This is a genomic window from Rhizobium sp. YIM 134829 (genome assembly GCF_046546455.1).
Window position 1 is genome coordinate 437,252 of record NZ_JBKHKI010000001.1, and the last position, 14,873, is coordinate 452,124.

The following is a 14,873-nucleotide window of genomic DNA, read 5'->3' on the forward strand; positions in this document are numbered from 1 at the left end:
GTGAACCGGAGCTCACCGGAAATGCTCCAGGGCGTGATGGCTGTTCAGGCCGCGCTCTCAACGACGGGCTCGGTGAGCGTCCGGGCAAGGTAGCAGGCGCCCTGGACCGGGCTGCCGGTGAAGAGATGGGCCTCGAGATGCGGCGCCGCGACGCGAAGCCCCTCGACGAAGGCCTGCCACAGGCGCGGCTGTGCGGCGATCACGCTGCCGCCGGCCACCACATGCGTGGCCCCTGCTCCGCGCGCATCGAGGATCGCCGGCAGTTCGGCCAGCAGCCGCCCGCCGCGCGCGATCACGCTCCCGGCCAGCCGCGAGCCGCGTTCGGCCGCATCGAAGACGGTGATTGCGTGCCGCCCGAGCTCGGCTGCTGACCGGTACTCGGCGAGAATGCTGCCGAGGCGGGGGACAGAGACAACCTCGAGCGCGGCAAGGATTGCCGCCGTCAGCGGCTCGTCCAGCGGCCCACCCCGGTCCAGATGCTGCGAGACCTCGCGCACCGCGTCGCGTACGAGGCTCGCCGCGCTTCCTTCGTCGCTGACGATCCAGCCCCACCCGCCGGCGACCATCATCCGCTCCGGCGCCGGACGGCAGACAGCGATCGAGCCCGTGCCTGCGACGACGCCGATCTGGCCGCGAAGGCCGAGCGCCAGCGGCATCAGCTCGGCATCGTTGACCACCGCAACCGGCGTCGAGACACGCGCGCTGAGCGCGTTCTGGAGCGCCATGCATTCGAGCGCGTCGTCGCAGCCATGCGCGCCAATGCCGATCGCCGCAACCGGTACGCCATCGGCAAGCCGCTCGACGAGCGAGAGAAGTGCCGCGGCATCGGCGTCCCAATCGCGCGTGCGCCAGTCGGCGCTCGGAACGATCAGATCGCGCGGGCTCGTCGCATCGCTGTCTTCTGCTCGCAGATGCGTCTTCGTTCCGCCGATGTCGATGCCGATCCTGAGGCCGGCCGGAGGATTGGGGGGCAAAAGGCTCATCGGCCCCGCCCCGCGCCGCGCAGCCGCTGGTCTTTCTCATCGAAGAGAAGCGCCGCGGCCAGATCGGCTTCGACGCGGAGATGCGCCTGAGCTGCCGCCGCCCGCCGTCCGCTACGCACGATGATGCGCGTCCCGTCCGTCAGCTCCATGTGCACGAAGCTTTCCGAGCCAAGCTCCTCGACGAGCAGCACGCGCCCTTCGAGGACGAGCCCGGACCCGGTCTCGCCCGCGGCGAGAATACGCAGATGTTCCGGCCGCATGCCGATCGTCACGGTGGTCGATGGCGCTTCAAGGCCGGCAAGCGGCAGGAAAGCCTCCCCCACACCTGCGACGTGGCCGAGATGCACGCCGTCCGGCGTGAGCGAGGTCGTTGCAGCCGGAAGGAAGTTCATCTTGGGCGATCCGACGAAGCCGGCCACGAAAAGATTGTCGGGATCATCATAGAGGGTCAGCGGCGCACCGGCCTGCTGAATGCGGCCGCCATTCATCACCACCATCGTGTCAGCAAGCGTCATCGCCTCGACCTGATCATGGGTGACATAGATCATGGTCGTGCCGAGACGACGATGAAGATCGGTCAGCTCGGCGCGCATCTGCACGCGCAGTTCCGCATCGAGATTGGAAAGTGGCTCATCGAACAGGAACAGACGCGGTTCGCGCACGATGGCCCGGCCGATCGCCACGCGCTGCTTCTGGCCGCCGGAAAGTTGCGACGGGCGACGATCGATCAGGCTGCCGAGCCGCAGGATCTCGGCGACCTTGCGCACACTCTCGGCGATCACCGGCCGCGGCGTGTGCGCCATGCGCAGGCCGAAGGAGACGTTTCCCGCGGTCGTCATGTGCGGATAGAGCGCATAGGACTGGAACACCATCGAGACGCCCCGCGCCGCTGGCTCGAGATCGTTGACGACCTCGCCGTCGATGGCGATCGTGCCGGCCGAGATGGTCTCGAGCCCGGAGACCATGCGCAGGAGGGTGGACTTCCCGCAGCCCGAAGGCCCGACGAAGACGACGAATTCCCCATGCTCGATGGTGAGATCGACATCGTCGAGAACTCGGACGGAGCCGTAGGCTTTGGCCACGGAACGAATTTCTATGAAGGACATGGGGATACCCGATTAGCCTTTGGTTCCGGACATGGCGACGCCTTCGACAATCTTGCGCTGGAAGATCAGGAAGAAGATCAGCGGCGGCAGCGCCGCGAGGAGATTGGCGGTCATGACCGTATCCACGGTGTTGTGGGAAAGCGGCGAGTTGAACAGCCCGACGACCTGACCAACCGTGTACATGTCCGTCTGGGTACTGATGATCAGCGGCCACATATAGTTGCCCCAGGTCTGGATGAAGGTGAGGATGGCGAGCGTGACGAGCGCATTGCGGCAAAGCGGCAAGGCCACGTGCCAGTAGATCTGCAGGTGGCTCGCGCCATCGAGCCTCGCCGCCTCGATCATGTCTTTCGGAATGGCGCGCATGAACTGCACCAGCATGAAGAGACCGAAGGCCGACGCGAGACCGGGCACGACGAGGCCTTGCATCGTATTGATCCAACCGAGCCGCGAGGTGATCAGATAGGTCGGAATGATCGTCACGGCCGTCGGCACCATCAAAGCCAGTAGCACGACGGCAAAGAGCACTCGTCGGCCGGGAAAGTCGAAGAGGGCGAATTCAAAGGCGGCGAGCGAGGCGACGGCGAGGACGCCGAGGATCGTCAGCAGCGCATAGGTCACCGAAACGCCATAGGCGCGCAGATATCCGGTCTCGGCGAGGATGGCTTGGATCTTGGCAAGGCCGGCCGAGAGCGATGTCGGCCACAGCCGCGGATTGAGCGAGACCGGTTCGCCCGGATGGGCGAAGACGACGTTGAGCATCCACCAGATGGGGAAGATCGCGATCAGTGCGATGAACAGCGCGAGCGCGACCCGAAATACAGTCCAGGCAAGGCCGGTGCCGTTGCGGCGTGGGACAGAGATCATGTGCGCTCCCTCCAGGACCGGATGGCAAACATCAGAGCCGTGACGGCGACGATGGCGACGGTGAGGAGGAAGCCGTAGGCAGCGGCCTCGCCGAATTTCACGCCCCCGAAGGCGCGGCCCATCATATCCATCACCGGGAACAGCAGTGCGTTGCGCCGGCCGCCATAGCTCGCAAAAGACGAGCCGGTCAGCAGCCAGGGCTTGTCAAAGACCTGCATGGCCGAGATGAAGCCGTAGGTGAAGACGAAGAACAGCACCGGCCCAAGCATGGGAAGGGTCACGAACACGGTCTGCTGCCATTTCGAGGCCCCGTCGAGCCGCGCCGCCTCGTAGAGTTCGGTCGGAATGTTCTTCAGTCCGGCGAGGATGATCACCATGTTGAAGCCGGCCGAGACCCAGATGTCGACGGCGATCAACGCATAAAGCATCGTGCCGGTATCATTGAGGAAATTGACCGATCCGACGCCGAACAGGCCGAGGATCGTATTGAGCAGGCCGAAATTGGGAGCATAGATCCAGCGCCAGATCGTTGCCGACAGGAAGGCGGGCAGCACGACCGGCATGAAGAAGGCATTGCGGAAGAGGTTCGACCAGCGCGGCGTGAAACTATCGACCAGCAGGGCCAGCCCGAGCGCGGCGAGGATGCCGAGCGGCACGGTGAGAGCGATATAGGTCGCCAGATTGATCATCGCGCGGTTGAAGTCGCGCGACTGCAGGATCTTTGAATAATTGCCGAGGCCGACATAGACCGGCGGCTGCACGCCGTTCCAGTCATGAAAGCTGTAGAAGAGGCCGCTGACGATCGGGTAGAGGAAGAAAGCGGCGAACAGGATCATGAACGGCGCGATCATCAGATAATGCGGAAGGTGACGTCTGAGGGACATGCTGGCTCCGGAATGGCTGTGGCCGATCAAGGCCACAGCGCGGCTCGGTGTCGATGAACTCACTCTGCAAGGCAGGCGTTGAGATCCTCGATCAACTGCTTGGCTCCATCCGCTGGCGTGTCGTCACCATCGGCAACCGCCGAGGCATGGTCGATGACGGTCGAGTTGTAGCAGCTCGGCACGGTGCCCTGGAAATAAGGCGCCGCGACATCGGTCGCGCCATGCGCCGCACGCACTGACGCCTCGATCAGCGGAAGCTTGGCGACCTCTGGATCGGCCATCGCCGCCGCATTGGCATTGTAGCGCGAGAGCAGCTTCGCCCAGCGGGTCATCTGCTCCTTCGCGGTGATGTAGGCGGCAAATTCGAAGGCAATGTCGGTGTTCTTCCCAGGTGCGACGCTGACGATCTCGTAGCTGCGGATACCACCGGTCTTCCCTTCGGTGTCGCCCGGGATCAACACGAAGTCATATTTCAAGCCGCTCGTCTTGGCCGCCTCCGCATAGGTCGGGTTCACCCAGGGGCCGACCGTGTGGAAGGCGAGCTGGTTGGAGATGAAGAGGTCCTTGGTGGCCTGGTCATTGCGGCTGGTGCCGCTCGACAGCGGCTTCATGTCGACGAATTTCTGCAGCACCTTGGTCATGATCTCGGGCTTGATCAGCGTCGTCTTGTCCTGCCAGTTGAAACCCCAACTGCTGTTGTCGCCGGACGTCGCATAGATCTCGGCAATCGAGTTAAAGACCAGCGTCTCGTCCGGGATGGCGAAGAGGCCGGCGGCCTTCACGGCCTTCATCTGCTCGAACCATTCGGCATAGGTGGCCGGCGGTTTCGACGTGTCGACGCCGGCCTTCTCGAGCACGGTCAGATTGCGGAAGAGCAGCGAGCCGAAGCCCGTATAGGGGAGGCAATAGAGTTCCGTCTGGCTCGGCATGCAGCCCTTCAGCGCCTCAGCGTCGAACTGATTGCGGTAGTCCTCCGGGAGAGCCATGAACTTGTCGTGGATGTTCGCCATCGCGCCTACCTTGACGAGCTGCGCGCCAAAGGCCTGGCCGTTCATGAAGACGTCCGGCAGAGTGCCGCTGGCAGCCCCGGCGACCTGGCCCGCGGTCAGGTCATCGTCCCCTTTTCCGGTGATGTTGATCTTGACGCCCGGATGCGCGCCCTCGAATTCGGCGATGAACGTCTTCTGCAGGGCAAGCGCCTCGCCCTGCGCGAAGTCGGAATAGACCCAGTATTCGAGCGTCGTATCGGCAGCTGTTGCGGATGTGCCGGCCAACGCCAGGACGGCGGCAGCGCCTCTGGCCAGTGCGAAAAGCATATTCATTTGAGGATCCCCTTTTTTATCGGCGTAGCGGTGAACGATCTCCCATCGAACGTTAGGAAGCTTAACTAATAAAATAGGGTGGTCAAGCGGGAATTCCGTGGAAGTTCGGGATTTGTAGGGCCTCTTGAAAATGATGGCGGAGACGGGAAAGGTCCCAGCCATTGCTGGGCGGATGCTCGCTACCGTGCTCTATCGGCGCACGATGAACCGTGTGTCGACCGCTGCAGAGCCCAGCGTGATACGTCAACTGCAGCATCCTTCTCGCCGATCGTCATCAGTCGGCTACTCAGCGGACAGTCTCGTGTGCAGAGACGGCTGGGAGGGTGCGGCTGGCGCTTTCGTTCTGCGCTACGATTGGCTGGCACGCTGCTCAAGCTCGGCGCCGACCGAAACCATTCCGGCGATCGACACGCTGGCCGGACGCAGCCTGGCCCCGAAACGTCAGGCGCAGAAGCGGCTCAAGACGAAGATCTTCGATCGACCGGCTGCCGCACCCTCGGGCCTGAATACAGAAAGACTTGCCATAGGAAAGCCTCGAGCCGGGTTAGAGCGACACCCTCTACCAGCCTACCGATTCTGCCTCAAAATCGTCTCGGCTGCCACATAGCCCCAGGTCATGTTGGGACCGATTGTCGTGCCGGCGCCAACGGCGCGGGTGCCGAAGGGGTTGGCCATGGCGAGGCCGGCGGCGTAGAGGCCGGCAATCACCGAGCCGTCCGATCGCAGCACCTGTCCCCTCGCATTTGTGCGCGCGCCACCTTTGGTGCCGAGGATCGAACGATTGAGCGTCATGCCGATGAACGGCGCCTTGTCGATTGGCTTCAGGCGGTTTTCCGGGCCATGCGCCTTGTAGTCCTCCCAGCCGCTCTCGCCGCGGCGGAAATCCACGTCTCGGCCGGTTTCGCAAAAACCGTTCCAGCGGTCGATACTCGCCTGCAGGGCTTCGGGCGGCAAGCCGAGCTTGGCAGCGAGCTCCGGGATGGTCTCGGCCTTCTTGACCCAGTCCGGCTCGTAAGAGGCGTACCAGCGAAACGGCAGCGAGGTGCCGAGGAAGCGATGGTCTGCGACGAGGTAACAGGGCAGATGGATCGGCTGCCCGCTTTCGTCGCGCGCATCCAGCGCCTCGCCGATATTGAAGTCGTTTTCGCTGACGAAGCGCTGACCCTTCCGGTTGACGACGATGGAGTGCGGCTCTGCCTGAAAGGTCATGGGCAGGCCATGGGGGCGTTTCTGATAGCGGGTGGGCAGGCAGGGATAGACATTCGCCTGATCCATGCGGTCGAGTTCGGCGCCCACGCTCGCAGCCAGCCTCTGGCCATCGCCTTCATTGCTGCGCGGACTTCCGAGACGGTCGAAGGGACCGGGAAAATGCTTTGCGCGCATTTCGGCGTCCCATTCGAACCCACCGGACGCGATGACGACCCCACGCAGGGCCGAAATCGCGATCGGCCTGCCGTCGCGTTCTACCTCGGCCCCGATGATCCGGTCGTCGCCGTCCCGGGTGAGACGGACAGCGCGGCTGTTCAGCCAAAAAGTGACCCCAGCGTCGAGGCAACCGCGAATGAGCCCGGTCATCAGCGCCGTCCCCTGCCCCCCCGAATTCGTCAACCACCGCTTGAGGAGCTTGGGCCAAAGCTTCAAACCGGCGCGGATCGGGTGGTGGTAGATGTCGTGGTTCACCACTTCATGATAAGTGAAAAGGTGCGGCAGCGTGGAGCGACGCAGCTTGCCAGCGAATGCGCCGAGCAGGCGGCGGCTGAGCGGCATCGGCGAAACCATGCGTCCGACGAGCTTTCCGCCCGGTGCTTCGGCGAAGGGATCGGGTTCGTCGATGACGCGAAAATCCAGCGGTGTCTTTTCCGAGAGAAACCGAAGCATGTCCGGCGCATGATCGACGAAGGACCGCCAGCGTTCGTCTTCCTTCTCCGCCCAGCCATCCGGTGCCACGGCGCGCAGATAGTCGATCGCTTCCTGCCGGCTGTCCGAAAGGCCGGCAGCGGCGGCAACATGGTTGGCCGGGATCCAGACGCCGGACCCAGACATGGCCGATGTGCCGCCGAGCCACTCGCTCTTCTCGATGACGAGCACCATCAAGCCCCCGTGAGCCAGGCGAAGCGCCGCCGAGCAGGCCGCCGAGCCTGAGCCGATCACCAGCACATCGCAGCTCTCCATCATGCTCTCCAATCCTCGCAAGTGACCCTGCCCCTCACTATAAAAGCCACTCTTCCAATCTGTCTACTATTGTGTCGACACTTTTTGCGTTGTAGCTTTCGGTCATCGACACTCCTTTTCGAGAGCTGCCCGGCGCAGCGACCGACTTCTCAGAGGATCCCACCATGCCCGACCTCGCCCCCGACCCGGCAGTTGCCCACGTCTCCGGACCCGACATGCGCGAAAGCTACTGGCAACCCGTGCCGGCCAATGGCCATGTCGATGTGGCCCTTGCACCGCATCTCGTCGGAAAAATGGATCATCCCTTCGCGCTCGGCACCCAGTCTGTGGCTCCGGGCGGGTATGTTCGCGAGCATACACATGAGCACAATGAGGAAGCCGTCTACGTGATCGAGGGCCATGGCCGAGCGGTCATTGACGGCACGGAGCATAGGTTGGAGCCCGACAGCGCCGTTTTCCTGCCAAAGGGCGTGCGGCATATGTTCATCAACGACGGTGAAACGACGCTGCGCTGGGTCTGGCTCATCGTACCGAACGGCCTCGAGGACTTCTTCCGACTGATCGGCAAGCCGCGCAAGCCTGGCGACCGGGTGCCCTCGAATTTTCCGCGGCCGGACAATGTTCTGGAAATCGAGCGTCAGACCGTGTTCGGTGCCGACCTGACTGATAAGTTCGACCCTGTAAACAATCGCTGATCCCATGAAAGGCGTTGTGCCCGTCACGCTTGGTCTGATCGGCTTCGGGGCCATGGCCCGCGACATCGTTGCCTGTTTCCCGTCAGGCGAGATCGATTGGCGCGTACTGCGACGCGGCAATGCCACACGCGACCTGCCGGAGGGCATTCATGCGGTCGATTCGCTCGGCGCACTGATCGCGTCCCGCCCCCATCTCGTCGTCGAGGCCGCCGGCCACGATGCGGTGCGAACCTGCCTCCCACCCCTGCTTGCGGCAGGCATCCCCGTCGTGATGGCATCGGTCGGCGCCCTTGCCGATCCCGCCACCTTCGCGGCCATAGACTCTGCACGGCGCGCTGCCCGCGTCCCGCTTGTCCTGCCTTCGGGTGCCGTCGGAGGACTGGACTATCTGTCGGCGATCGGCCATCTGCCCGATGCGGAGATTGTTTATACGGCGCGCAAGCCACCCGTGGCCTTTTCCAGCGATCTCGCAGCGCAGGCAAGGGAGACCGGACAGGCGATCACCCTTTTTCAGGGCACGGCACAGGAGGCGGCGCAGCTCTACCCCAAAAACCTGAATGTCGCCTTTTCGATCGCGCTGGCCGCGTATCCGTCGCCTGTGACGGTTCGCGTAGTCGCCGACCCTGCTGCGACTGGCAATCAGCACGAGATCGCGGTCTCCAGCACAGTTGGGACCGCCTTGTTCACACTCTGCAATCGACCCGCGCCGACCAATCCGCAAACATCGGCCGTCACGGCGATGAGTATGGCCGCGGCTGTCCGTCGCGTGCTGCAGGAGCGGGAGATGGGAGCGTGAGGCTGTTCACCGCCGAAGATGGCTGCCGCATCCATGTCGAGACATTCGGGAAGGTCGGGCCGCGCCTGCTGCTGATCCCAGGGCTGGGTGGCGACGGGCGGTTCTTTTCCGGTGTCATTGCAGATCTTCAGGCCGATCATCGGCTGGTTGTCATGGATCATCGCGGTGCCGGGCGCAGCGACCGGCCGGAGACCACCTATTCAATCCCGCAGATTGCGCGGGATGCGGCCGCGATCCTGTCGGACACCGGCGGCCCGGCCCATGTCATTGGCCATTCGACCGGCGGGGCGATCGTGCAGGACCTGCTGCTCGACTACGCAGAACTCTGTCTCAGCGGCACGATCAGCAGCTCCTGGGCGCGCGCGGATGCCCGTTTCCAGACCCTTTTCACCGTCCGCGCCGACATGCTGGAGGCCGGACAGGTCGAGTCCTATCAACGGCTCACCCATGTTCTCTGCCATGACGGGTCCACGCTCGAACGAGAGGCGCTGCAAATGGAGGCCGCCGTCTCCCGCGCGGCGCAGGCGCTGGCGCCGCTGTCGGTGGCGACGAAGCGCATCCGCATGCTGCTCGATCATGATCGGCTGGCCCAACTCCCCCGGATCCGGCAAGCCGTGCAGGTCATCGCGGCCGAGGATGATATACTGACGCCGCCTGCACTCACGCGTGCCGTGGCCGAGGCCATCTCGGGCGCCAGCTTCAGACTGGTGCCGGGAGCGCACTTCCATCCGCTGACCCACCCTTCCGCCTTCGCGGAGGCGGTGCGCTTCTTTATCGCAGGTCTTTCCCATGGATGCTGAACCGAGCCTGTCCCTCATCGATCCACGACTGACGCCCGGGGCCGACCTGATTGCGGCGGGTCGCAGCATGGCCCGCGACTGGCAGGTGGGTTCGAATATCTTTCTCCAGGAAACCGGCATGCCCTCCGAGGCGGCGTGGAAGCGGCGTGGGGCGGCAGAGAAGCGGATCATGCAGCACGCCCACATCGGCTTTCGCGATGTGAACCGCACCATCGAAGCGATCCGTACCGTGCATGGCGACTGCGCAAAAGGAGGCGTGACGGTCGATCGGTTCGGCATTACGCTCGACTGGTCGATGGGCTATCCGGAAGCAATGCGCGCCAAGGCCTCGCGCGGCACTGGTATCGTGCTTTCCGGCCCGGAGGATTTCGCGCGTATCACCAATGCTGCACCTGCAGCGGCCCATTTCGGCGACTTCATGCTTGGTCTGCCGGGCGCGGTGGAGAACACGCGGGCGGCTCTTTCGGCCGGCTGCACCGCGGTAGGCAATCTCGGACAGTATTTCACCTTTCGCCTGCCTTATTGGGACGACGACGTGGCGACCACCGAAGCGACCGTTACCGCGCTTGGCCTCATCGCTGCGCAGGATGCGGAGGTCCTCGTCCACTCAAATCTCGACGATGGCTTTGCCGGGCTCTTCGTCGACATGGCCTGTGCGCTCGGCATGGTCATGATCGAAAAGCACATCGTCAACGAGCTAATCGGTGCGAAGATCTCGCATTGCTACGGCCATCACTTCAGCGATCCTCTCTCACGCACGGCCTTCCACGCGGCTCTTGTAAGGGTCAATGACGCGCCGGGCACGATGATCTTCGGCAATACGGTCGCCTATCAGTCCACTTCGGCCGGCAATTATGCAAGCCTTGCGAGCTATCTCACGGCCGACATCCTGGCACTCGGGCGCTGGCCTTCCGGCCATGCCGTCAATCCCGTGCCGGTCACCGAAAATCAGCGCATTCCGGATGTGGATGAGATCATCGACGCGCAGACCTTCGCCCATCGCCTGTCCCTGCATGCGCCCTACTACGACACGGTCTTCGACTGGAGCCGGATCGAGGCGATGGCGGAGGTGCTGGTCGAAGGCGGCACGCGGTTTGCCGCGGCCGTACTGGAGGGGCTTGCCGATCGCGGCGTCGCAACCAACGATCCGGCGGCACTGATGCTTGCCATTCGTCGCATGGGACCAAAGCGCATGGAGGCGCTCTTCGGCCCCGGCCCTCTCGGCACGCGCGGCCGCAAGCCGGTCATTCATGCTGAATGGGCGCGGGAACTGAACGAGAAGGCGAGTCGGTGGGTTGCCGCTCAGACACCCCTTGCCGTCGCCCGACCTCTCACGATCTGCATTGGCACGACGGATGTGCATGAGCATGGAAAATATTTGGTCGAGCAGGCACTGGAAGGGCTCGGCCTGACCGTTGCGGATGCCGGCGTTGCCGTCGATCCCGAGACGCTGGTCGCCCACGCGGCCAGGTGCGCTGCTGATGCGATCGCGATCAGCACCTATAATGGTGTGGCGCTTTCCTATGCCGCTTCGGTGGTCAAGGCGATGGCGGCGCGGGGCCTGTCGATCCCGGTGCTGATCGGCGGCCGCTTGAACGAGATTCCCAAGGAGTCCAACTCCGGCCTGCCGGTCGATGTCAGCGGCGAGATTGCCGCGCTCGGATGCCGGCCCTGTCGCGATCTGGACGCAATGCTCTCAGCACTCCGGGAGCAGTGACCGCCTGAGGGTTCGCTGTCTCGAGAGACGATGAACACTCCTTCCGCCACCTTCGGCGCAGGGGGCAGACGGACTGACGCGCAAGCCTGCCGGGCACGCCCTTCGCCTGGACAAACGAGAAGGGCTTCTGAATCTCATGCACCTTCCTCGCGGGAACCTCTTGCAAAGTGTCGACACTTTTGTATTAAATCCCTTCATGCAATTGGAGGCCGCCTTGAAGAACTCCCCGTCCATCGAGGAACACCTCGAAATCTATCGCAAGATGCTGCTTGTCCGGCATCTGGAGGAAGGACTTGGCGCCCTTCACAAGCAGGGTCGGACACGCGGCCCCATCCACCGCTGTGACGGCCAGGAGGCCGTTGGCGTCGCGGCGACGGCCGTTCTGGAAGCCGGCGACAAGGTCGCAACCACCCATCGCGGCCACGCTGTCTACATTGGCAAAGGCATGGCCATGCATCCGGTCGTCGCGGAGATCTTCGGCCGTAGCACGGGTGCTTGCGCGGGCCGGGCCGGGCATATGCTGGTCGCTGACGCCGAGAAAGGCGTGATTGGCGGCAATGCCATTGTCGGCGCCGGCATTCCGGCCGCCGCCGGCATGGCACTCTCGATGCAGATCAAGGGCGAGAAGAACGTCGCCATGTGCGTCTTCGGCGATGGCGCGGCGCAGACCGGCATCTGTCACGAGGCGATGAACATGGCCGCCCTCTGGAAGCTGCCCATGATCTTCGTGCTGGAGCACAACCAGTTCGGACTGACAGTCCCGACGGACGTGCAATCGCCGGTCGACGATCTGTCGATCCGCGCCGCCGGATATGGCATGCCGGCCGAGATCGTCGACGGAAACGATGCTGTCGCGGTCTACCGTGCCGTCGCCAACATGGTCGATCGGGCACGGCGTGGCGAAGGCCCAGGCATGGTCGAGTGCAAGACCTACCGCGTCGAAGGCTTTTCCACCTCCGACATGGGCGGCTATCAGAAGCCTGAAGTCATTGCTGCCTGGAAGGCGCGCGACCCGCTGACGATCTCACGACGCGCTCTTCTTGCCCACATCGGCGAGGCGCAGCTTGCTGCGCTCGAGGCCGCAGCGAAGACGGAAGTCGATGCAGCCTTTGCCACCGCTCTCGCCGATCCGTACCCGGTCTTCGCAGTCGACGAGGCCTGCAACCCCTATTCCAGCAAGGCACATTGACATGGCGATGATGCGATATGCCGAGGCGTTGAACGCCGCCCTGCGCGAAGAGATGCAAGCGGATCCTACTGTCTTCCTGTTCGGGGAAGACATCGGCCGATATGGCGGCGTCTTTAAGGTGAGCAAGGGGCTGATGGAGGAGTTCGGTGCGTTGCGGGTGCGCGACACGCCGATTTCCGAGCAGGCCATGACGGCCATGGCCGTGACGGCAGCCATGACGGGTACACGCCCCATTCTCGAGATCATGTATGCCGACTTCATCCCGCTGACGCTGGATGCGCTCGTCAACCAGGCATCCATCTACAACTACATTTGGAACGACCAGGTGAAGATGCCGTTCGTATTGCGAACGCAGGGCGGCGGCGGCGCCGGGGCCGGCGCGCAGCATTCCAAGGCTCTGGATTCGATGCTGGCCCATATTCCAGGCATCAAGGTCGTAGCGCCCTCCACGCCTGCCGACGCCAAGGGCATGCTCAAAGCAGCGATCCGCGACGACCAGCCGGTCGTCTTCCTCGAGCATAAGCTCCTCTACAATCTTCGTGGCGAAGTTCCCGATGGCGATGTGATCGTCCCACTCGGCAGAGCCGCAACCGTGCGCGCCGGGACGGACATTTCGCTCTTTGCGACATCGAAGATGGTGGTTGAGGCGACCAAGGCCGCCGATCTTCTAGAAGCTGACGGCATTTCCGCCGAGGTGATCGACCTGCGGTCGCTCAGGCCATTGGACATTGACGCCATCGTCACCTCGATCGCGAAGACGCATCACGCGGTGGTGGTGAACGAGGGGTGGCGCTTCTGTGGCTATGCGGCCGAACTTTCGGCGACGATCATGGACCATGCCTTCGACGAGCTGGATGCCCCGGTTGCCCGCGTCACGCTTCCGGACATGCCGATCCCCTATTCCGAGCCGCTCGAAAACGCGATGCTGCCGAGCGCGGAGAAGATCCGTGCCGCAGCCCTTGCCACTTTAAAATAAGCGAGGCGAGCATGGCGACCTTCCCGATCAGCATCGACAGCGCCGGCGGCGAATATATGGAAAGCGTGCTTGTCGTCGGCTGGGCAAAGCGGCCTGGCGACAGGATCAAGGCCGGCGATCTTCTCGTGACGGTCGAGACGGCCAAGGCCGCAACCGAGATCGAGGCCGAACGCGACGGCTTTCTCGCCACCATCCAGTATGGCGAGGGACAGGAAGCGCCGGTTGGCGCCGTATTGGGCACGCTATCCGACACAGACGTCATCTCGGAAAGCAAACTCGTACGCACTAAAGCGGACCCCGCGAGCGTCGACTTACCGAACGTGGCAGGACGGGAACCATCGCCCGCAGATGCGGCACTTGGCAAAGTTTCGGCAGGGCGCATCAATGCGAGCCCGCTCGCCCGCCGGCTGGCGCAAGCCGCCCGACTAGACCTCGCCACGATCGCCGGCAGCGGCCCGAACGGACGCATCAAGCAACGCGATATCGCGGCAGCGCTGGCCGCGAAGGAAATTCCGGCGACAGGCCCCGCCGACGAACGCACGGACGCCGAGACCGCCCCTCCGGGGCCCGTTCCAGCGGCTTGGCCGCCACGCTCGCTGGATCCGATCGTCCTGCTGCATGGCTTTGCAGCCGATCGAAGCTTGTGGCGCCAGGTCATTCCGCTCCTTTCGACGGCGCGCGAGGTCATCGCGCTCGACCTTCCCGGCCATGGAAGCGAGGCGGCGACCTCCGTGACGAGCATCGAAGCGATCGCGCTCGATCTCTCGGATCGGCTCGAGGCGATGCGTGTCTCGCGCGCCCATCTGGTCGGCCATTCGCTGGGGGGCGCGGCGGCCCTGTCTCTTTCCGCGCTCGGCTGTCTCGCGGTGCGCTCGGTGACACTGTTTGCGCCGGGTGGGCTCGGGCCCGAAATCAATGGCGGCTTCATCTCCGGTCTCAGCAGCGCGACGAGCGCGGAGGCTCTCGATCAATGGCTCGGCGTGATGGTGGCAGAAAGATCGAGCCTGCCGGCCGGCTATGCCGCCGCCGCGTTCCGCCAGTTCCAGCGCACCGGCAATGCCGCAACGCTGGCGATGATGGCCAGCGTGCTCTTCCCGGGCGGCACGCAAGCCTTCAATCTCCAGAGCGCATTGTCGGCACTGACTGTTCCCACGCGACTGGTCTGGGGCAAGGCAGACCGGGTGGTTCCTGCAGCGCACGCCATGGCCGCGCCCGGCTTTGCCGCGCTCCACCTTCTCGATGGCGTCGGCCATGTTCCGCCGATCGAGGCCCCGGCGCTGGCTGCACGGCTGATTGCGGAAACCGTGCTCAGTGCCGGTTAACCGCCCCGTTCCATCGCCGCCCCGCCTTGCGGGCCGGCTGTCCC

13 protein-coding genes are annotated in these 14,873 nt (G+C 64.0%); 7 read left to right on the forward strand and 6 right to left on the reverse strand.

Annotated features, from left to right (window positions below; translation table 11 throughout):
• Positions 1–44: 44 nt before the first annotated feature.
• The 6 genes from ACLE20_RS02110 to ACLE20_RS02135 all read right to left on the reverse strand — a co-directional run bounded on the left by ACLE20_RS02110 (position 45) and on the right by ACLE20_RS02135 (position 7,337).
• Positions 45–983 carry an N-acetylglucosamine kinase gene (locus ACLE20_RS02110; protein ID WP_410938590.1) on the reverse strand — a complete coding sequence of 313 codons (939 nt, stop codon included), beginning with the start codon at positions 981–983 and terminating at the stop codon, positions 45–47.
• Positions 980–2,089 (reverse strand): ABC transporter ATP-binding protein, encoded by a 1,110-nt coding sequence (locus ACLE20_RS02115; protein WP_410938591.1) that lies wholly within the window; start codon positions 2,087–2,089, stop codon positions 980–982. The genes ACLE20_RS02110 and ACLE20_RS02115 overlap by 4 nt, the downstream gene beginning before the upstream one ends.
• 12 nt (positions 2,090–2,101) lie before the next feature.
• The gene (locus ACLE20_RS02120) at positions 2,102–2,956 is read right to left on the reverse strand and encodes a carbohydrate ABC transporter permease (protein WP_410938592.1); all 855 of its coding nucleotides are present in this window, start codon (positions 2,954–2,956) and stop codon (positions 2,102–2,104) included.
• Positions 2,953–3,840, reverse strand: a complete 888-nt coding sequence (locus tag ACLE20_RS02125) for a carbohydrate ABC transporter permease (RefSeq protein WP_410938593.1) — start codon at positions 3,838–3,840, stop codon at positions 2,953–2,955. The genes ACLE20_RS02120 and ACLE20_RS02125 overlap by 4 nt, the downstream gene beginning before the upstream one ends.
• 59 nt (positions 3,841–3,899) lie before the next feature.
• Positions 3,900–5,162, reverse strand: a complete 1,263-nt coding sequence (locus ACLE20_RS02130) for an extracellular solute-binding protein (RefSeq protein WP_410938594.1) — start codon at positions 5,160–5,162, stop codon at positions 3,900–3,902.
• A 567-nt stretch (positions 5,163–5,729) separates the two neighbouring features.
• Positions 5,730–7,337 (reverse strand): FAD-dependent oxidoreductase, encoded by a 1,608-nt coding sequence (locus ACLE20_RS02135; protein WP_410938595.1) that lies wholly within the window; start codon positions 7,335–7,337, stop codon positions 5,730–5,732.
• Between the two features lie 161 nt (positions 7,338–7,498).
• On the opposite strand from ACLE20_RS02135, the gene ACLE20_RS02140 reads away from it, so the two are divergent.
• From ACLE20_RS02140 to ACLE20_RS02170, 7 genes are all read left to right on the forward strand, one after another.
• Entirely contained in the window at positions 7,499–8,029 is a 531-nt protein-coding gene (locus ACLE20_RS02140; protein ID WP_410938596.1) for a cupin domain-containing protein, read from the forward strand.
• Positions 8,030–8,033: 4 nt separating this feature from the next.
• On the forward strand, positions 8,034–8,825 hold the full coding sequence (locus tag ACLE20_RS02145) for an aspartate dehydrogenase domain-containing protein (RefSeq protein WP_410938597.1): 792 nt from the start codon (positions 8,034–8,036) through the stop codon (positions 8,823–8,825).
• The gene (locus ACLE20_RS02150; RefSeq protein WP_410938598.1) at positions 8,822–9,625 is read left to right on the forward strand and encodes an alpha/beta fold hydrolase; all 804 of its coding nucleotides are present in this window, start codon (positions 8,822–8,824) and stop codon (positions 9,623–9,625) included. The genes ACLE20_RS02145 and ACLE20_RS02150 overlap by 4 nt, the downstream gene beginning before the upstream one ends.
• The gene (locus tag ACLE20_RS02155) at positions 9,615–11,342 is read left to right on the forward strand and encodes a cobalamin-dependent protein (RefSeq protein ID WP_410938599.1); all 1,728 of its coding nucleotides are present in this window, start codon (positions 9,615–9,617) and stop codon (positions 11,340–11,342) included. The genes ACLE20_RS02150 and ACLE20_RS02155 overlap by 11 nt, the downstream gene beginning before the upstream one ends.
• 214 nt (positions 11,343–11,556) lie before the next feature.
• Positions 11,557–12,531, forward strand: coding sequence for a thiamine pyrophosphate-dependent dehydrogenase E1 component subunit alpha (locus ACLE20_RS02160; protein WP_410938600.1), 975 nt, complete (start codon positions 11,557–11,559; stop codon positions 12,529–12,531).
• Between the two features lies 1 nt (position 12,532).
• Complete coding sequence (locus ACLE20_RS02165; RefSeq protein ID WP_410938601.1) at positions 12,533–13,507, forward strand: alpha-ketoacid dehydrogenase subunit beta; 975 nt, start codon at positions 12,533–12,535, stop codon at positions 13,505–13,507.
• Between the two features lie 11 nt (positions 13,508–13,518).
• Positions 13,519–14,829 carry an alpha/beta fold hydrolase gene (locus ACLE20_RS02170; RefSeq protein ID WP_410938602.1) on the forward strand — a complete coding sequence of 437 codons (1,311 nt, stop codon included), beginning with the start codon at positions 13,519–13,521 and terminating at the stop codon, positions 14,827–14,829.
• Positions 14,830–14,873: the final 44 nt, after the last annotated feature.